The sequence below is a fragment of the Rossellomorea sp. ABR4_004 genome (genome assembly GCF_056159585.1).
In genome coordinates this window covers 187,759-205,128 of the sequence record NZ_JBSWVM010000002.1, presented here as the reverse complement: position 1 = coordinate 205,128, position 17,370 = coordinate 187,759, and the positions used below count along the sequence as shown (strand labels likewise).

The following is a 17,370-nucleotide window of genomic DNA, read 5'->3' as shown; positions in this document are numbered from 1 at the left end:
TCAGTATATGTGGCTTCCGTTTACACAGATGAAGGATTATGATGAGAACCCGTTGGTGATTGAAAGCGGGGAAGGCGTTTATCTTCGGGATATCTACGGGAACGAATATCTTGATGGCTATTCTTCCCTTTGGCTAAATGTCCATGGACATCGCAATGAGGAAATCAATCAAGCGATCAAGGATCAGCTCGATAAAATCGCTCACTCTACCTTACTGGGTGCCACCAATGTTCCATCCATTTTGTTAGCCGAGAAGCTGGTTGAACTTTCTCCGGAGAGATTAGCGAGAGTCTTTTATTCAGACAGCGGTGCAACCTCTGTTGAAATTGCCATTAAAATGGCCTATCAATACTGGCAGAATAGAGGGAAGCCGGAAAAACAGAAATTTATCACTCTCCAAAATGCGTACCACGGAGATACGGTTGGTGCGATCAGTGTAGGGAAAGTTGATATTTTTCACAGAGTCTACAAATCTCTTATGTTTGAATCACTCGTTGCTCCGTTCCCGGACGCGGTTCATCATCCTGATTTAGGAGATGAGGAAAAGATTCGGGATCGTGCACTTGAGGAACTGGAAGGGATATTGAAAGAGCGCCACCATGAGATTGCCGGGATGACAGTGGAGTCGTTGATACAGGGTGCTGGAGGCATGAATATTATGCCAAAAGGCTACTTTAAAGGGGTCGAAAAGCTTTGCCGTAAATATGAGGTGCTCCTGATTGTCGATGAAGTGGCAACAGGCTTCGGCCGTACAGGGAAAATGTTCGCTGTCGAGCATGAACAAGTCCAGCCGGACATCATGACAGTGGCAAAAGGAATCACCGGAGGGTACCTACCGATTGCAGCCACCCTTACCACCGAAGAAATCTATGAAGCGTTCTATGATGATTACACATCATTGAAAACCTTCTTCCACGGCCATTCCTATACAGGGAACCAGCTTGGTTGTGCTGCGGCATTGGCGAATCTGGAGATCTATGAAAAAGAAAATCTGATCGGGAAAATTCAAGAGAAAGTGAGAATCATTGAATCCCTGTTGGCTCCATTAAAGGATCATCCCCATGTAAGCAGCATTAGACAGCTAGGCATGATATGCGGCATTGAGCTGGTACAGGATAAAGCCAGTAAAAAACCGTTTCTATGGGAAGACAGAGTCGGCTACCGGACCACCATTAAAATGCGTGAACTGGGTATGCTGACCCGGCCGATCGGAGACACCATCGTCTTCATGCCACCACTCGCCACAACCGAAGAAGAGCTGAAGAAAATGGTGCAGATTATGAAAGAAGCAATAGAAATCACAACGAAGGAAGCAGTTGGGGTTTAGGGACGGACCTTCAACCACCCGGCGCAGCTAATCAAAACGTTAGATAGAGTAGAGAGAGGGACGGACCTTGGTTGGGTTCGTCTTTTTTGTTTGGTATGGTGGTGGTTTAATAGTTGAAAAAAACGCTGGAAACTAACAGGAGAAATATCGATGGAATTCAACAGTCGAAATATTTTGATTTGTAAGGGGTGCAAAAAAGCGAGAATGTACCAGGTACAAAACCCCTGAATTGTACCAGGTACACACCAAAATAACCACAAATAAGGAAACCATTCCTCCGCCAAAACGTATATATCAATATCCATCACTTTGTATCAAAAGGAGGTCCAAAATGAACAAAACAATCTGGATGAGCGCACCCATAGTCCTCATCGCTGCCATATCTATCTGGCTTACATCAAACGCCACTAATGCCCTCACTCTATTAGCTGCCTATGGTATCATCCTATCCTTCCTCGTCTATTTTTCATTTTTTAATATCAAAAAATGAAAAATAGAAGGGACGGACCTCCAATCACCCCACCCAAAACCAAAACGTTGATTTTATAGGATTAGAGTAAAAGAAGAGGTCCGTCCCTCTCACTGAATGGCTTCCAATAAAAAGTCTACGATGTGGATTGCACGCATTTTATTGGATAGGCCATCTCGTTCGATGCCGAGTTTCATTTGGAGGAGGCAGCCCGGGTTTGATGTGATGATGGTGGTTGCCTGGGTTTGTTCGACGTTGTCCATTTTGTGATCGAGGATCTTCATGGACATTTCGGATTCAACGATGTTGTAGATTCCGGCTGATCCACAACAGTGATCGGCTTGTTTCATCTCGATGTAGTCAGCACCTTCCACAGATTGAAGGAGGAGCCTTGGTTCCAAAAATGTACGCTGCACGTTTCGCAAGTGACATGAATCCTGATAGGTGATTCGTTGAGAGGAAACGTTCAATTCCTTTTTATGAAACTCTAATTCTACAAGAATGGACGAGATGTCTTTGATTTTATTTTTAAATTGAACCGCACGTTCATTCCACTCAGGATCATCCTTCAGTAAGTGATCATAATCGACGAGAAAGGCTCCGCAGCCCCCGGCATTGGTGATGATGTAATCGACTCCCGACTCTTCAAAAGCCGCAATGTTTCGCTTTGCCAAATCCTTTGCCGAGTCCTTTTCACCGCTATGACCATGCAAGGCTCCGCAACAGGTTTGCGTTTTCGGAATCACGATGTCACAGCCTGCCAGCTGTAATAGTTTCGTAGTGGCATTGTTTGTTTCCAGAAACATCGTATCCATTAAACAGCCAGAAAAAAAAGCGACTTTCTTACGGACGTCACCAATCGAGGAAAGAGACGTTGGGCGCTCCTTCATGGCTTTCATCTTGGGAACTTGTGGAAGCACGCGTTCCATTGTTGCCATGCTTTCCGGAAATAGTTTCATAACACCCGTCGTGTGTACCACCTTCTGCAGTCCTGAGCGTTGATAGATTCCAAGAAGGTTTGTCACCATTCTCATTCTGTCAGGGTGCGGGAATAATCCTTCAAAAACGGTTTTTCTTAGAACCCGTACAGGAAGCGAGTGTGTTTTATTTTGATTGATGATATCACGTGCCTCTTCTAAAAGGTGTCCGTAGTTCACACCGGATGGACAAACGGGTTCACAGGCTCTGCAGCCTAAGCATAAATCCAATGTTCGTTCGACTTCTTCGTCGGGTTCGATGACACCATCCACCACTGCCTTCATTAAGGCGATCCGACCTCGGGGAGAGTGGGATTCTTTAAATCCTGACTCAATGTAAGTAGGGCAGGAAGGGAGACAGAAACCGCATCTCATACAATTCAAAAGTTCATCTTCATCCATGCGGTCTTTGAATTCCTGCTGTATCTTTTGTTTTTCTAAAAGGGTTGTCATCTTGAAATCACCACACGTTTTCTTGATTCTTTCGCGAATACTTTATTCGGATTCATAATGTTGTTCGGATCGAATGATTGCTTGATCATTTTCATGGCTGTAATGCCTTCAGGTCCCAGTTTCCATTCGAGATAAGGGGCTTTCATCATGCCGACGCCGTGTTCTCCGGTGATGGTGCCGCCTAATTCGATGGCATGAGCAAAGATTTCTTCAAAAGCCGCTTCGACACGTTCCATTTCATCATGATCCCGGGCGTCAGTCGCAACCGTCGGGTGAAGGTTTCCATCCCCGGCATGTCCAAAGGTACAAATCTTCAACTCATAGCGCTCGGAAATATCATTGATCGCTTTCACCATCTTGGCGATTTCAGAGCGGGGAACCGTCGCGTCCTCTAAAATCGTCGTCGGTTTGAGACGGGCGAGTGCCGATAAGGCAGAACGGCGGGCGGTACGAAGGGCATCTGCTTCTATTTCTGTTTTGGCTAATTGAACGGATACAGCGTTGTTCTGTGAACATACTTCTTCCATTCGTTTCATATCACGGGCAACCACTTCCGGAGGACCATCCTGTTCGATCAAGAGCACTGCTTTTACATCGGTCGGCAAGCCGATTTTGGCGAAATCCTCGACCACCTCCAATGTAGGCTGATCTAAAAATTCAAGGGTAGTCGGAATGATGCGATTGGCGATGATACTGGAAACGCTTTGGGCAGCTGCTTCAATATCCTGATAAAGGGCGAGCATCGTCTGCTTTGTTTCAGGCATGGGAACGAGCTTTAATGTCGCTTCGGTAATGACAGAGAGCGTTCCTTCCGAGCCCACAAAAAGACGGGTCAAATCATAGCCAGCAACATCTTTCGCAAGCTTCCCCCCGGTACGGATGATGTCTCCATTGGGGAGGACGGCTTCCAATGCCAGCACATAATCGCGGGTTACGCCATATTTCAGTCCTCTCAAACCACCGGAGTTCTCATTGATGTTCCCACCGATCGTTGATATTTTCATGGAACTCGGATCAGGAGGATAGAAGAGCCCCTTTGCTTCAACTGTATGAATGAGATCCAGGGTTACAACACCAGGCTGGACGGTAACGGTAAGATTCTCTTCATCCACCTCCAGAATCTTGTTCATATGGGTGAATAAGAGAACAAGGCCGCCTTCAGTAGGACAGGTGCCTGCGCAGAGATTCGTACCGGACCCCCTTGGAACGATGGGAATGCGATGCTCATTGCAGATTTTCACAATTTCTGATACTTCCTCTGTCGAGCGGGGAACGATGACCCCGTCAGGCATGGATTGGTAATTAGGAGTTGCGTCATAGGAATAGACAAGCTTTTCCGCAGGAGTATCCCGGTAATTTTCGTCGCCGACGATTTCGATGAACCGTTTTTTGATGTCAGGAGTGATCATACTAATTTCCACCTTTTTTAACATGTTTTTCAAATCTGGTATAAAAAGAGTAAAGAGACGATACCTGACGATGGGTCAAGGTCCGTCCCTCCTAAAAGGTTATTTAATTGCGGCTTTGATGGCTGAGCGCAGGTGGCCTTTGTGAAGGGTGAGAAGGTTGTAGACTTCTTTTTCTTCGAGGCCAGTCAGAAGCGATAGGATGGCTGGTTTGACGCTGCCGTATGTTTCAAGGGCTTTGGTTGCTTCTTGTTCGGTGACGTCCGCTGCTTCCATGATGATGTTGCGCGCTCTGACTTTCAGTTTAGCGTTTGAAGGCATCACGTCGACCATGAGGTTACTGTATACTTTGCCAAGTTTGATCATGGATGCCGTTGTGAGCATATTCAGGATCAGTTTTTGGGCTGTTCCGGCTTTCATGCGCGTCGAGCCTGTGACGACTTCCGGACCGACTTCAGCGACGATCGAGTGATCGGCCACTTCACACATCGGGGATTGAGGTGAGCATACAACAGACGCCGTTACAGCACCTCTTGATTTTGCTTCCTTTAAGGCCCCGATCGTATAAGGCGTCCGTCCGCTTGCGGCAATGCCAACGACGACATCATGTACACTGACTTCACGGATGGCGATTTCGTTGCGGCCACCTTCTTCATCATCCTCTGCGCCTTCGAGGGGAAACTGGATGGCTCTTTCACCACCGGCGATGATCCCGATTACTTGGCCGGGGTCTGTACTAAAGGTAGGCGGGCACTCTGATGCGTCAAGGATGCCCAGGCGTCCGCTTGTTCCTGCACCTACATAAAGAAGACGTCCGCCATTTTCTAAACCTGCAACGATGGAATCGACCACACGTGAAACAACTGGGATGGTTTTTTCCACGGCGTATGCAACGGTTCGATCTTCTCCGTTGATTTTTTCTAAAATCTTCTCCGTGCTTATCGTATCTATGTTCAATGTATTAGGATTTCTTGTTTCCGTCAGGATCTTATGAAGGTCCATTTGTATTGTTACCTGCCTTTCAAAATATGGGACGTGGTGTGATGGTGCCTAATATAACAGACTTATTGGCCCCCGTTGCTCCAGGTACGTTGCTTGGATTACCATGCAGCGTTTCGTTTGCCAATAGGGCAAAGGCAATCGCCTCTTTCGCATCGGAAGAATAACCGATATCTTCTTGAATAAGAATTTTCAATTCTGGAAGAAGGTCCCTCATCATACGGAGAAGCGTCCCATTATAGCTTCCTCCGCCGCTGATGATCACTTCATTTATCGAATGTTCAGGAAGAACGAAATTCTCATAGGCATCCGCAATCGTCAGAGCTGTAAAGTAGGTTGCCGTCGCAATAAGGTCTTCTTTTGAAAGATCACCAAACTCGTCAATGATCCGATTTACGAATACTTCTCCAAACAGCTCACGACCCGTTGACTTTGGATGCTCTTTAAGGAAGAAACCCTTCTCCCATTCCATCCATTTCTGTGCGACGTCTGTGTGGACCGTTCCACTCTCAGCAATCGCTCCATTCTCATCAAAAGATCGACCGAATAGTCGCTCGCATAATCCATCTATGACCATATTTCCGGGACCGGTATCAAACGCGAATACTTCGTGAAGAGCGCAATCTTTAGGAAGTACGGTCACATTCCCGATACCCCCGATATTCTGAAGAAGTCTTCCCTGGTCTTCTTTTCGATAGAGAAGGAATTCCGTATAAGGTACAAGGGGTGCCCCTTCACCGCCGGCCGCCATATCCATGGAGCGGAAATTGGAGACGACTCTAGTGTTTGTACGGTACGCAATCACGCTCGGCTCACCGATTTGGAGAGTGGAAGGAACCGAATCTTCCGTATGAAAGGGCTGGTGATAAACCGTTTGCCCGTGAGATCCGATAAAGTCTAACTCTTCTACTGAAACGCCAGCCTCTGAACATACCTTCAAAACTGCATCGGCATAAACGTCTCCAAGCTCAAAATGCAAGCTGGAAAGGAGGGGAGTGGATGATTCTGATACACTCATCACTTCAAAGATTTTCTTTTTTACCTTTGGAGGGAAGGGAGCCGTTGAATAATGGGCGAGCTCCACTTTTGTATCCGTGCCGCTGCCTTCAATTGAAACAAGGGCAGCATCCACCCCATCCACGGACGTACCGGACATTAACCCGACAGCTAAACGTTTACTCATTAGACAACCTTCCTTCCCTGATGGCTTTTGTCACATCGACTGCCCCGGTGGCAGGGGATGTTGAGTCGTCGATATAGGATGCGTTTGGAAAACGCTCTGAAATTCTTTCTTTAAAAACGGATTGCACCACCACATTATGTTCAAGGACACTTCCTTTTAAGGCGATAACCGGTTTCGTACGGATCTGTAGTTTCTCCAATAAGGAAATCGTCTGTCGGGCCAGCTGCTCCCCGGCATTTTTAAATAAAATAAGGGCCGATTCATTACCATTCTCAGCGTGCTTGTGAACCACTTTCGCAAGCTTTGCAATTTCACCTTTGGCAGAAGAATAGATAAACCCTTTTAAACCCTTCCCATCACTTGCACCGATTTCATTTAATATGTCACGGGAGAGAGGGGAAAGTGGTTTCCCGGAATCCATCTCCAGGGAAATCTGTTTACATATTTCTATCGCAATATGATAAGCACTGCCTTCGTCACCAAGAAGATGTCCCCAGCCGCCGGTTGTTCCTTCCTGTTTCCCGTTTCGTCCATAACAAATCGAACCCGTTCCCGCAATGGTCATCACACCGTTCTGATTCCCGATTAAACTGAAATAGGCGAGGGTGGCATCATTCAAAAGGATAATAGGCAGGGAAGTCATCCTTTGTAACTCCGTCTTGATGCGATGAGCCAGATTACCGGACTCGGCACCTGCCATCCCGATCACAATATGAGTCACCTCTTCAGAAGAAGTGTGATCCAAGCATTGGTGAATAACGGATGAGAGATTGGTTAATGCCTCTTCAAAGGAAACCGTGGGATTACCGTGTCCGGATAAGCTTTGAAACAGGATGTTCTTCTCTAAGTCAAGAACGAGTCCTTGTATTTTCGTCCCGCCTGCATCGATTCCTATTACTCTAGTCATCTATAGAAACCTCCACTTTACTTGGTTTGAAAGGCAAATTTACCCCAAGGCTTCAGGTAATCCAATAAGAAGATTTCTTCTTCGCGGATCCGTCCCACCACATTGGTTTTGCCTGAATTCTCCATATCTTGAAGCGCTATCTGGAGTTCTCCTGCATACTGGGCATATAGGTCGTTTTCAATCACAATATCGCCTCGTTTAATGTCTGCCGTATTATGGGGAGCAAATTCTCTTCCACGATATTTCACGCGGCTTTGAGTCGAGCGGATCATATAATCAGACACGTCACCACGATAGAAGTGCGGCTCTTCAAAAATAATCGTCTTTTCTAAGTCTGTTGTCGTTTCATGGGTTTCGACTGTAAAGGTCAGCTTCGATGTGTTCAGTTCGCTAAGCAGTTGCATTTCACGTTCTGATGCATAAGCGTTACTGATAATGACATCATCAATCAACCCTGTGGCAAAAAGATGCTTCGCCTGAACATCGATCGGCAGGTTCCTATGCATTTCTAATGTGGGCAATCCTTCCGTGACCGGCCAGGGACCGAATGTTGCATCGGAAGAAGAGACAAACGCAGCTGTTCTCATCCCAAAGTCTTTAAACTTTTTACTGCAATCTATGAAGAATGAATAAGATAAACCGGAATAGCGGTGCGGATAGAAGTTATGACATCCGAGTAATTGGTCCTTATTAGGCTGATATGTCATAATGTTATCGATGTACTTCGTAGCATTACTCATATTAAGTTCAATTTTCAGATCATAAGGGTTGTATGACATCATCGATTCTTCATGCCCGGTATACCCGAGATCAAGGCGGATACCGTGAGCCCCCAGATCGGCAAAAAAGGATAAATCATCATACGAGATGTTCAGTTCTTTGAAAATACGGGGACTGATGTCAGCAATGACTTCCATATTTTTTTCACGGGCAAACTTAATCGTTTCCTTAAATTTCGAGATGATTCCATCCTTGTCACCATCTACTGATAGTAAACAGGTGAACACACGCTTAAAACCGTAAGACGCAGCCAGTGCAAGATATTCTTTATCCTTTTCAGTTGTGGAATGGTTCGGGTATATAGAAACTCCCAGTCTTTTACTCATTGGTATGCCTCCTTAAAATTAGTTGTTTTCAAGTTTATCTATTCTTTTTAACAAGGGTATCATTTGTTCAATCAATGAGATTTCACTGATAGAGGTCATCAAGTGGTCCTGGGCATGAATCATTAAAAGTGATTTTTCGAAATTTTCCCCATTGATTTCAGCCTGAATGAGACTCGTTTGCGTTTTGTGAGCTTTGTTCAGTTCAGCATGGGCTGTTTTCAGCATCTCTTCAGCTTCATCAAACTTACCTTCGTGTGCCTTTGCCAGTGCCTCATATGCGGTGCTTTTTGCATTCCCACCGTTTGATATAATTTCAAAAATCTCCATTTCTACGTTGCGTACCTCTGCCATTGCGTATTCCTCCTCATTCCTGTTTAGAAGTGGTTTCTACTAGAATAGTAAAATAAAAGTTTAAATATTTTAAAATAATATTGAAATTTAATTTCATTATCGCATATAATCATATTAAACTGAAAGCCTTTTCAAGACAATCATTTTTTTGGAGGTGACTATGACGGAATTTCAAGTGTTAAAACACATCAAAAGTCAGATGGAGAGCTACACCCCGTCTGAAATAGCGGTTGCTCAATATGTGTTGGAGTTTCCTGAGAAAGTAATGGAAATGACGACTAAGCAACTTTCACAATCATGCGGCAGCAGTGAGGCAGCCATCATCCGGTTCTGCAAACGAATCGGAATCAATAGTTTCAGCGGTCTGAAGATCGAACTGGCCAAAAGTACGAATAGTGAAGAAACAAAGAGTCATGACATCAACACACTCCTGCACTTTGAAGACAATCTAGAAACCGTATTCAACAAAGTACTGGTGAACACCTATCAAGCGATCAAGAACACGGAAAAGCTTTTTTCCATAGATGAACTGGATCGGGCTGTGAGCGCGTTCCATAAAGCTGAAAGGGTATACCTGTATGGAGTAGGCGGTTCTGCAGTAGTAGCGGAGGACTTTACGCAAAAGCTGTTGCGACTGAACTATCTCGCATTTCAAGCAAGTGATATCCATGTGCAAATGATGATGGCCGCGAACTTAACCGAAAGAGACGTCCTCTTTGTCGTCTCAACATCAGGTCAGACAAAGGAAATTTTGAAGCTGATGAACGTCGCTCAGGAAAAAGGGGCCACAATCGTTCTATTGACACAGCATGGGAAATCCCCGGCAAGAAAGCTCGCAGATATCGTTTTGACGATTTCAGAGGAAGAACACAATATCAGAATCGGGACCATGACGGCAAGAATTGCTCAACTCGTCGTGATTGATGCATTATTCGTCGCTTTATGCATGAAAAAAGGACATGGCGTTTACGAGCAAATTATTCATACACATGAAGTAGTTCAAAGGATGAAAGAGGAGGAAGAGTAGAAATGAGAGTATTATTCGTATGTTCAGGTGGAATGTCCAGCGCAATTGTCGTGAATGCACTGAAAAAAGAAGGGGACAAAGCAGGGATTGAGATGGAAGTCCATGCAATCGGGACCGGTGAAGTATCTGAGGAGATATCCAAGGGATGGGATGTGTGTATGGTAGCACCGCAGATCCGTCACCGTTTTGACCAAGTGAAGAAAGCCGCTGATGAAGCGAATGTCCCTTGTGGTCCGATTCCTCCACAAGCGTACACGCCACTTGGCGGTCCTACTTTACTGAAAACAGTAAAAGAATTAACCAACTAATTTAATAGGAAACAAGGGGGTACAAACATGCAAAAGTTTGTGAATTTTCTAGAGAACAACTTGTCAGGTCCAATGGCCCGACTCTCTGAACAAAGGCACTTGCAAGCAATCCGGGATGGGGTTATTTCAGCACTGCCATTTATTATCGTTGGTTCATTTTTCCTGATCTTAGCTTTTCCACCGCTCCCTGATGGCGGAATATTCGGAGACATCAAGCAGTGGGCCGCTGACAACATCGTCGAAATCCTGATTCCCTACCGACTGACCATGTTTATCATGTCACTCTATATAGCCTTCGGGATCGGATACAACCTCTCGAAAAGCTATAACCTGGATCCATTATCCGGTGCGCAAATTTCAGTAGCTGCACTTCTACTAACGATTACACCTAAAGTAATGGACGGAGAAGGCTGGGTCCTGCCAATGACCAACCTCGGTGGTCATGGATTATTCGTTGCCATGGTCGTCTCGATTCTGGCAGTTGAAATTCTACGGTTCTGTAAGACGAAAAACATTACCATCAAAATGCCTGAGCAAGTACCGGCATCTGTATCACGAAGCTTTGAAGCACTTATTCCTGTAGCGATTGTCATCATTTTAGTTTCATCCATCACAGTTTTAGCTGGAGTCGACCTCCATCATATAGTTGGTGTCGCTGTTGCTCCATTGGTTACAGCAGGTGACAGTATTTTCGGAGTATTGGTTCCAGTATTCCTTATAGATTTCTTCTGGTCATTCGGAATTCATGGTGTATCAGTTGTAGGAACGGTAGCACGTCCGCTTTGGGAAGTATTCCTTGTGAACAATGCTGATGCTGTTGCCAGTGGCAATCCGATTCCACATATCGCTCCAGAAACGTTCTATCAGTGGTTCATTTGGATCGGTGGATCAGGAGCAACTCTTGGATTGGTTCTTGCTATGGTCTTCTTTGCACGTTCGAAATACTTGAAAGCACTGGGGAAAACATGTCTAGTACCAGGTGTATTCAATATTAATGAGCCTATCATCTTTGGAGCTCCAATCGTATTGAATCCGATTCTAATCATACCTTTCATCACGGTTCCTTTAATAACGGCAACGATTTCGTATGTGGCAACGACAGTCGGATTAGTGTCACCAACTTACATCATGCCGCCATGGACTCTTCCTGCACCGATAGGAGCTTACCTGGCAACGGGTGGTGACTGGAGAGCGATCGTTATGGTTCTGATCAATATCGGAATTTCCTTCGCAATCTACTTCCCATTCTTAAAGATGTACGATAAAAAAATGTTAAAAATGGAAGAAAACGAGCAACAAGCGGCATAAAAGAAAAGCGGAGGCGGCTTGGTCAGCCCCGACAAGCATAAGGCAAGTCCACCGGAAAGGCGTTCTTTGCCTTTTTGGTTGAGTTGACTTATGACCTCGAGGGGCTAGCCGCCAGAGCTGGACAAAAAGAAAAGCGGATTGGCTTATGACCTCGAGCCTCTAAGCCCCGCAGCCGGACAAAAAGAAAAGCCGAGGGGCTTTGCCTCTAGCAGAATACGATCATATCAATAAGCAGAAGTGGGGGTCCTAGGATTCCCACTTCTTCATTAGCAATAGGAGTGATTCAAATGACAGAAACGGTTGTCCCGAAGCGAATCGGTTTTAGAAGTGTGTTTGTTCTTCTAATCTCCGTATCCATCGGACTTTTACTACTTTCCAAACCTTTAATGAGTGCAGGACTCGAAAAGGATTGGAGCGTATTTTTAGCAACGGGGATTTCGGCTTCGATTGGGCTCTCATTTGTTCTTTTGAAAATTGAAGGTCCCGTTGAAGATGCTTCTGTTAAAAGGAAGCGCGTTTTATTGGCAGTAGTTGTAAGTTTCTTAATAAGCTTTATTTTGGCCTTTGTTGCAAAGTAATCTCGGGGAGGCATTCACAATGAAGAACGGAATCAAGGTCGTTACGATCGGCGGGGGGTCAAGCTATACTCCCGAGTTTGTTGAAGGATTGATCAAGCGTTATGATGAGCTTCCAGTGAGTGAGTTGTGGCTGGTGGATATTGAAGCAGGGAAAGATAAGCTCGGCATCGTCGGAAATTTGGCAAAAAGAATGGTAGAAAAAGCTGGGGTTCCCATGGAAATTCACCTTACACTGGACCGGAAAGAGGCTCTCGCAGATGCTGATTTTGTCACCACTCAAATGAGAGTCGGACAACTAAAAGCGAGAATTCAAGATGAAAGGCTTCCGATCAAGTACGGGATGATCGGTCAGGAAACAAATGGGGCCGGGGGATTGTTCAAGGGAATGAGGACGATTCCTGTTCTGCTTGAAATCTCAGATGAAATGCAGGAGCTTTGCCCGGACGCCTGGTTGATCAATTTTACGAATCCTGCAGGCATGGTGACAGAGGCTTTACTGCGTTACGGGTCACACCCTAAGGTCGTCGGCGTATGTAATCTTCCCATCAATACGAGAATGACATTGGCCAAGCTTCTTGATGTGGAGGTAGAACGACTCCATATCGACTTCGCCGGATTGAATCATATGGTGTACGGCTTGGACGTTTTGGTGGACGGTGAGTCAGTTTTAGGGGACGTTCTGGAGATCATGAGTAACCCTGACAAGCAGGTCAGCATGAGGAATATCGCGCCTCTTCCATGGGAACCTGAATTCATCAAGAGTCTTTCAATCATTCCATGTCCTTATCATCGTTATTTTTATAAACAGAGTGATATTTTAGAAAAACAGCTAGAAGAATTCAAGACGGGGACCACCAGGGCAGAAGTGGTTCAGCAATTAGAAAATGAGCTTTTCGAACTTTACAAGGATGAAAACCTCGATATCAAGCCTCCACAGCTTGAACAAAGGGGAGGGGCTTATTACAGCGATGCGGCTTGTAATCTCATCTCATCCATTTATAATGATCGCTGTGACATTCAAACCCTGAATGTCCGCAATGACGGAGCGATCAGTGATCTACCACGGGGATCTGCTGTGGAAGTGAACTGCGTCGTTACGAAGTCTGGTCCTAAGCCGATTGCAGTCGGTGAGCTGCCGGTGGCTGTGAGTGGGCTTGTTCATCAAATTAAATCTTTTGAACGTGTTGCTGCGGAAGCATCTGTAACAGGGTCCTATGAGAAAGCGTTGCTTGCCATGACGATCAATCCGTTGGTGACGAGTGATGTGAAGGCGAAACTACTGCTGGATGAAATGCTTGAGGTGCATAGAGAGTATTTACCGCAGTTTCGGGAACGATTAAGCCATAGTTAAGGAAGGAGAGTGTCTCAAATGGTGATTTGGGGCACTTTTTTGTTTGGATTGTCGAGTAGAATGGAGGTTGGGAGTAGTTTTGGTAGAGATATTCTCGACTTTTCGGATATATTATCGAGTTTGGCAAGTATATTATCGACTTACTATCGATAAGCGATGCTCCAGCGGGTTAGGAATCAGATTTATTTTCAAAACCGCCTAACTCATCCCATCCCACACGAAACTCCACCACAATCCCCACATTTTTCTCCTGGACGAGCATACCATGATACAAAGACCTTCTTCTGAAAGGATACCCACGCCCATGAATCCCGTAAAAACCAAGATTGCCGCCTCCTTGTATGCCACGATGTCAATCAGCTTTTGGGGCATATCATTTGTATCAACGAAAGCAGTGTTGGACACCCTCGACCCGTATACACTGCTCGTTCTTCGATTTGCGATCGGAGCTCTGTTTCTGCTCATGCTCTTACTTTTAAAAAATTATCGTCTAGCCATTCCGATCAGGTATATTCCGCACCTGATCGTGTTGGGGGTACTTGGCGTCTTCGTTCATCAAGTGATCCAGGCGACGGCACTCCTTACAATTGATGCATCATCTGCAGGCTGGATGATTTCATTTTCTCCTGTATTCACCGTAATCCTTTCCATGATTTTTTTACATGAAAAAATGACGATACCAAAAGCGCTGGGCATGATTATAGCAATTACTGGTGTGCTGATGGTGACCACAGCGAGGAGCGGGCAGTCTATCGGATTTGCCGTTAATATCGGTTATATCCTGATGATCCTCAGTACACTGAACTGGGCCATTTACTCTGTGTTGCTGAAGAAACTTCGTATCGAGCTGCCATCCCTCGTCATCACCTTTTATATGAGTCTATTGGGTTTCAGCTTAACCATTCCGTTTCTCATCCGAAACCGGGGCTGGGAAGGCATTTCTCTTTTATCAAATGTGGAATGGGCCCATTTGATGTTCCTCGGTGTGTTTGTGTCTGGCATCGCGTATTGGTACTGGGGAAAAGCACTTGAGGTATTGGATGCGTCAAAGGTGTCGATGTTTCTCTATTTAGAGCCCGTTACCACACTCATTGCGGCAATCCTTCTTCTGCATGAGAAGATTTTTTTCATAAGCATCCTGGGTGGAGTCATAATTATAATAGGAGTTGTGATTGTAAATGGCCAGATGATTTCTGTTTTCCATCGGTTTCTATGGAGGAAACGATAACACAAGGAGGAATCGCGGTGACCTTAAGGGATACGATAAAGGATAGATTGGATGAATTGACCACCCCTTCCACGAAAGAACTTAAAGAAGTCTTGCAATCTCTTCAAATAAGTCTCGATGATTTACAGCCATACTTACAGTCTCCGGAAGGTAAACCATATTATCGGAAGCTCCTTTATCAAAATGAAGTAGCAGAGCTCCTCGTGATGAATTGGTCCGACATGGAATGTGCTCCACATGATCATGGGGACTCAAAAGGATGGATCCAAGTTCTGAGCGGGACTTCAGTCAATACAATCTTTGAAGTAAAAGAAAACCAGCTTCCACAGGAGATATTCCATCGTGAATACAGGGAAGGTTCTTACTTTTTTGCACCGAAAAAGGGTGTCCACAAGATGAAGAGGGGGTGTGGGGAAGACCTGGTGACCCTTCACCTTTATTCTCCGCCTATTCAGGGTATGATGGTGTATGACTTGGAAAAATGTGCAGCCTGTGTGGTATCGGAAGAATGCGGGGCATGGTGGCCGGATCATATCAGGCAAAAAATAAAAGAAATGCAGTTGAAGTAGAAAGAGCGTTTCCCCATAACGGGGAAACGCTCTTTCTTATTAACGTACTCGTACGGTTTTGGCATCCTTACTTTCCACACCTGTGGGAGAAACAGACGTAACACCATATGTGTACATTCCACCTTCTTCAGCTGAAGTATCTTCATACGTTGTAAGTCCTTTTTGAGAATACACGACATCCACAATGTTAGCTGGATTCTCGTAATCTCCTTCTTTTACGCCATCAAAGCGATAGATGACATATTTTCTGGCATCGGTATGCTTCTTATCATCGATCTTGATCGTGATTCCATCTTTATGTGTATCTGCTTTCACAGTGTTCGGCTTCTTTGGAAGTGTTTCATCGTTCCAAGGGGTGGCGGGGGTTAAAGCAGGCTCGGTGTAAACCTCGTTTCGTAAAATGTCGGCATAACCAAGCGGGTTTTCAAGTATTTGTTTGAGAGAGAAATGCATTTGCCCAAGGGCAGTTCCATTTTCACGGTTGTCCATGATTTGCTCAGGCAGCTCGTAAGGATTGTACCATTCCTGGTCAAAATTGTCCCCCACTTTATAGTCAGCCATCCCTATATAAAGGTTAACGGGGTGATTATACGCATACTCATTCACTTCCTGACTCCACCAATCTAATAGAACGGAGTAGTTGGCAACAGCCAGATTCCTGGACCAATAGATTTGAGGGGTTATATAGTCAATGCTTCCATCTTTGATCCATTGACGTGTGTCTGCATACAGATCGTCATAATTCGTTTGTCCGGCTTGTGTATCGCTTCCAGTCGGATCATCAGCACTATTTCTCCATACACCAAATGGGGAAATCCCGAATTGTACCCATTCTTTAATGTCTTTGATGGCTGAATTGATGTCAGCTACAAGAACATCAACGTTATTTCGTCTCCAATCTTCAATATCGTCAAAAGAGTTGCCATATTTCTCGTATGTATCTTGATCTGGGAAGGTTTCTCCTGCAATTCGGTAAGGATAGAAGTAATCGTCCATGTGAACGGCTTCGATATGATAATGACTCACTAATTCTTCGACTGTATCAATCAAGTATTCTTGTACTTCAGGTATACCTGGGTCTAAATAATATTGCTTGCCATATTTCACGACCCATTCAGGATGAAGCTTGGCTACGTTATGATCTGCAAGTGACTCGATCGTTTGGTTTGGCATCGTGATTCGATAAGGGTTCACCCATGCATGAACCTCGATTCCGCGCTTATGAGATTCATCGATCATGACCTGAAGTGGATCATATCCCGGATCCGTTCCTTGTTTGTCACCTGTAATGTACTGAGACCAGGGAGCCAGTTCAGAAGGATAGAAGGCATCTACAGTAGGTTTCACCTGATAGATGACGGTATTAAACTTCAACTCTTTCAGCTCATCAAGGGTCTCTTCCACCCAATCCGTATACTCCTGCTTGTCCATTCCGGCTTTTACATCAATGTTTTGAACCGTGGCAATCCATGCTGCACGCATTTCATGTTTAGGCGCATGAGTTTCCGAAGCTTTTGCTTTTCCTGAAGAAAAAGGAAGGGCAAGAGAGAACAACAAGACGGACATAATCATGTACTTCACTGCTTTCATCAACAAATCCCCCGCTTTCATTAACTGATTTCTTATACAAGAAACCGTTTTCATTTAATTGAAATATTACTTCACGAAATAATGAAAAAACGTGAAATAATATTTCTATTTTCATTATAAAGTGTTGCGTTAATATGGTATATAGTACCAATGAGGTAAAAAAACTGAATATTCTATCGGTAAGAGGGAGAATTTGACTAGATAAATCGTTCTAAAAAGAAAAGAAAGGGAAA

General features: G+C 44.9%; 17 protein-coding genes. 9 read left to right on the top strand and 8 right to left on the bottom strand.

The annotated features are described in order from the left end of the window. Window positions 1–7 precede the first annotated feature (7 nt). Together bioA and ACXAF2_RS13885 are read left to right on the top strand one after the other, a co-directional pair. Window positions 8–1,327 carry an adenosylmethionine--8-amino-7-oxononanoate transaminase gene (gene bioA, locus ACXAF2_RS13890; RefSeq protein ID WP_475140399.1) on the top strand — a complete coding sequence of 440 codons (1,320 nt, stop codon included), beginning with the start codon at window positions 8–10 and terminating at the stop codon, window positions 1,325–1,327. 331 nt (window positions 1,328–1,658) lie between these two features. Continuing rightward, window positions 1,659–1,817 carry a hypothetical protein gene (locus ACXAF2_RS13885; RefSeq protein WP_475139470.1) on the top strand — a complete coding sequence of 53 codons (159 nt, stop codon included), beginning with the start codon at window positions 1,659–1,661 and terminating at the stop codon, window positions 1,815–1,817. Window positions 1,818–1,906: 89 nt separating this feature from the next. Here the strand turns inward: ACXAF2_RS13885 and ACXAF2_RS13880 are convergent, their stop codons facing one another. The 7 genes from ACXAF2_RS13880 to ACXAF2_RS13850 all read right to left on the bottom strand — a co-directional run bounded on the left by ACXAF2_RS13880 (window position 1,907) and on the right by ACXAF2_RS13850 (window position 9,178). After that, the gene (locus ACXAF2_RS13880) at window positions 1,907–3,226 is read right to left on the bottom strand and encodes a (Fe-S)-binding protein (RefSeq protein ID WP_475139468.1); all 1,320 of its coding nucleotides are present in this window, start codon (window positions 3,224–3,226) and stop codon (window positions 1,907–1,909) included. Next, entirely contained in the window at window positions 3,223–4,635 is a 1,413-nt protein-coding gene (gene glcD / locus ACXAF2_RS13875) for a glycolate oxidase subunit GlcD (protein WP_475139467.1), read from the bottom strand. Before glcD ends, ACXAF2_RS13880 begins: the two co-directional genes overlap by 4 nt. A gap of 99 nt (window positions 4,636–4,734) precedes the next feature. Beyond that, complete coding sequence (murQ, locus tag ACXAF2_RS13870; protein ID WP_475139465.1) at window positions 4,735–5,634, bottom strand: N-acetylmuramic acid 6-phosphate etherase; 900 nt, start codon at window positions 5,632–5,634, stop codon at window positions 4,735–4,737. Between the two features lie 19 nt (window positions 5,635–5,653). Beyond that, window positions 5,654–6,814 carry an anhydro-N-acetylmuramic acid kinase AnmK gene (gene anmK / locus ACXAF2_RS13865; protein ID WP_475139463.1) on the bottom strand — a complete coding sequence of 387 codons (1,161 nt, stop codon included), beginning with the start codon at window positions 6,812–6,814 and terminating at the stop codon, window positions 5,654–5,656. Continuing rightward, the gene (locus ACXAF2_RS13860) at window positions 6,807–7,721 is read right to left on the bottom strand and encodes an ROK family protein (protein WP_475139462.1); all 915 of its coding nucleotides are present in this window, start codon (window positions 7,719–7,721) and stop codon (window positions 6,807–6,809) included. Before ACXAF2_RS13860 ends, anmK begins: the two co-directional genes overlap by 8 nt. A 17-nt stretch (window positions 7,722–7,738) precedes the next feature. Then, the gene (locus ACXAF2_RS13855) at window positions 7,739–8,827 is read right to left on the bottom strand and encodes a DUF871 domain-containing protein (RefSeq protein ID WP_475139460.1); all 1,089 of its coding nucleotides are present in this window, start codon (window positions 8,825–8,827) and stop codon (window positions 7,739–7,741) included. Between the two features lie 18 nt (window positions 8,828–8,845). Continuing rightward, window positions 8,846–9,178: a PTS lactose/cellobiose transporter subunit IIA gene (locus tag ACXAF2_RS13850; RefSeq protein WP_475139458.1), complete on the bottom strand. Its 333-nt coding sequence runs from the start codon at window positions 9,176–9,178 to the stop codon at window positions 8,846–8,848. Between the two features lie 160 nt (window positions 9,179–9,338). On the opposite strand from ACXAF2_RS13850, the gene ACXAF2_RS13845 reads away from it, so the two are divergent. From ACXAF2_RS13845 to ACXAF2_RS13815, 7 genes are all read left to right on the top strand, one after another. Continuing rightward, window positions 9,339–10,205: a MurR/RpiR family transcriptional regulator gene (locus ACXAF2_RS13845; protein WP_475139456.1), complete on the top strand. Its 867-nt coding sequence runs from the start codon at window positions 9,339–9,341 to the stop codon at window positions 10,203–10,205. A 2-nt stretch (window positions 10,206–10,207) separates the two neighbouring features. Further along, window positions 10,208–10,513, top strand: a complete 306-nt coding sequence (locus ACXAF2_RS13840) for a PTS sugar transporter subunit IIB (protein ID WP_044339788.1) — start codon at window positions 10,208–10,210, stop codon at window positions 10,511–10,513. Window positions 10,514–10,540: 27 nt separating this feature from the next. Beyond that, complete coding sequence (locus tag ACXAF2_RS13835; RefSeq protein WP_315635648.1) at window positions 10,541–11,821, top strand: PTS sugar transporter subunit IIC; 1,281 nt, start codon at window positions 10,541–10,543, stop codon at window positions 11,819–11,821. Between the two features lie 287 nt (window positions 11,822–12,108). Beyond that, the gene (locus ACXAF2_RS13830) at window positions 12,109–12,399 is read left to right on the top strand and encodes a hypothetical protein (protein WP_475139453.1); all 291 of its coding nucleotides are present in this window, start codon (window positions 12,109–12,111) and stop codon (window positions 12,397–12,399) included. Between the two features lie 19 nt (window positions 12,400–12,418). Beyond that, window positions 12,419–13,750 (top strand): 6-phospho-beta-glucosidase, encoded by a 1,332-nt coding sequence (locus ACXAF2_RS13825; RefSeq protein ID WP_475139451.1) that lies wholly within the window; start codon window positions 12,419–12,421, stop codon window positions 13,748–13,750. A 304-nt stretch (window positions 13,751–14,054) separates the two neighbouring features. Then, on the top strand, window positions 14,055–14,978 hold the full coding sequence (locus tag ACXAF2_RS13820; protein WP_475139449.1) for a DMT family transporter: 924 nt from the start codon (window positions 14,055–14,057) through the stop codon (window positions 14,976–14,978). A gap of 17 nt (window positions 14,979–14,995) precedes the next feature. Beyond that, a complete protein-coding gene (locus ACXAF2_RS13815) occupies window positions 14,996–15,547 on the top strand; it encodes a cysteine dioxygenase (protein WP_475139447.1) in 552 nt (183 codons plus the stop codon). 39 nt (window positions 15,548–15,586) lie between these two features. Here the strand turns inward: ACXAF2_RS13815 and ACXAF2_RS13810 are convergent, their stop codons facing one another. Then, a complete protein-coding gene (locus ACXAF2_RS13810) occupies window positions 15,587–17,137 on the bottom strand; it encodes a glycoside hydrolase family 10-like protein (RefSeq protein WP_475139446.1) in 1,551 nt (516 codons plus the stop codon). Between the last annotated feature and the right edge of the window lie 233 nt (window positions 17,138–17,370).

Coding starts and splice junctions, on each gene's coding strand:
- bioA (WP_475140399.1), top strand. CDS start 8: ATGTGGCTTCCGTTTACACAGATGAAGGATTATGATGAGAACCCGTTG.
- ACXAF2_RS13885 (WP_475139470.1), top strand. CDS start 1,659: ATGAACAAAACAATCTGGATGAGCGCACCCATAGTCCTCATCGCTGCC.
- ACXAF2_RS13880 (WP_475139468.1), bottom strand. CDS start 3,226: ATGACAACCCTTTTAGAAAAACAAAAGATACAGCAGGAATTCAAAGAC.
- glcD (WP_475139467.1), bottom strand. CDS start 4,635: ATGATCACTCCTGACATCAAAAAACGGTTCATCGAAATCGTCGGCGAC.
- murQ (WP_475139465.1), bottom strand. CDS start 5,634: ATGGACCTTCATAAGATCCTGACGGAAACAAGAAATCCTAATACATTG.
- anmK (WP_475139463.1), bottom strand. CDS start 6,814: ATGAGTAAACGTTTAGCTGTCGGGTTAATGTCCGGTACGTCCGTGGAT.
- ACXAF2_RS13860 (WP_475139462.1), bottom strand. CDS start 7,721: ATGACTAGAGTAATAGGAATCGATGCAGGCGGGACGAAAATACAAGGA.
- ACXAF2_RS13855 (WP_475139460.1), bottom strand. CDS start 8,827: ATGAGTAAAAGACTGGGAGTTTCTATATACCCGAACCATTCCACAACT.
- ACXAF2_RS13850 (WP_475139458.1), bottom strand. CDS start 9,178: ATGGCAGAGGTACGCAACGTAGAAATGGAGATTTTTGAAATTATATCA.
- ACXAF2_RS13845 (WP_475139456.1), top strand. CDS start 9,339: ATGACGGAATTTCAAGTGTTAAAACACATCAAAAGTCAGATGGAGAGC.
- ACXAF2_RS13840 (WP_044339788.1), top strand. CDS start 10,208: ATGAGAGTATTATTCGTATGTTCAGGTGGAATGTCCAGCGCAATTGTC.
- ACXAF2_RS13835 (WP_315635648.1), top strand. CDS start 10,541: ATGCAAAAGTTTGTGAATTTTCTAGAGAACAACTTGTCAGGTCCAATG.
- ACXAF2_RS13830 (WP_475139453.1), top strand. CDS start 12,109: ATGACAGAAACGGTTGTCCCGAAGCGAATCGGTTTTAGAAGTGTGTTT.
- ACXAF2_RS13825 (WP_475139451.1), top strand. CDS start 12,419: ATGAAGAACGGAATCAAGGTCGTTACGATCGGCGGGGGGTCAAGCTAT.
- ACXAF2_RS13820 (WP_475139449.1), top strand. CDS start 14,055: ATGAATCCCGTAAAAACCAAGATTGCCGCCTCCTTGTATGCCACGATG.
- ACXAF2_RS13810 (WP_475139446.1), bottom strand. CDS start 17,137: ATGAAAGCAGTGAAGTACATGATTATGTCCGTCTTGTTGTTCTCTCTT.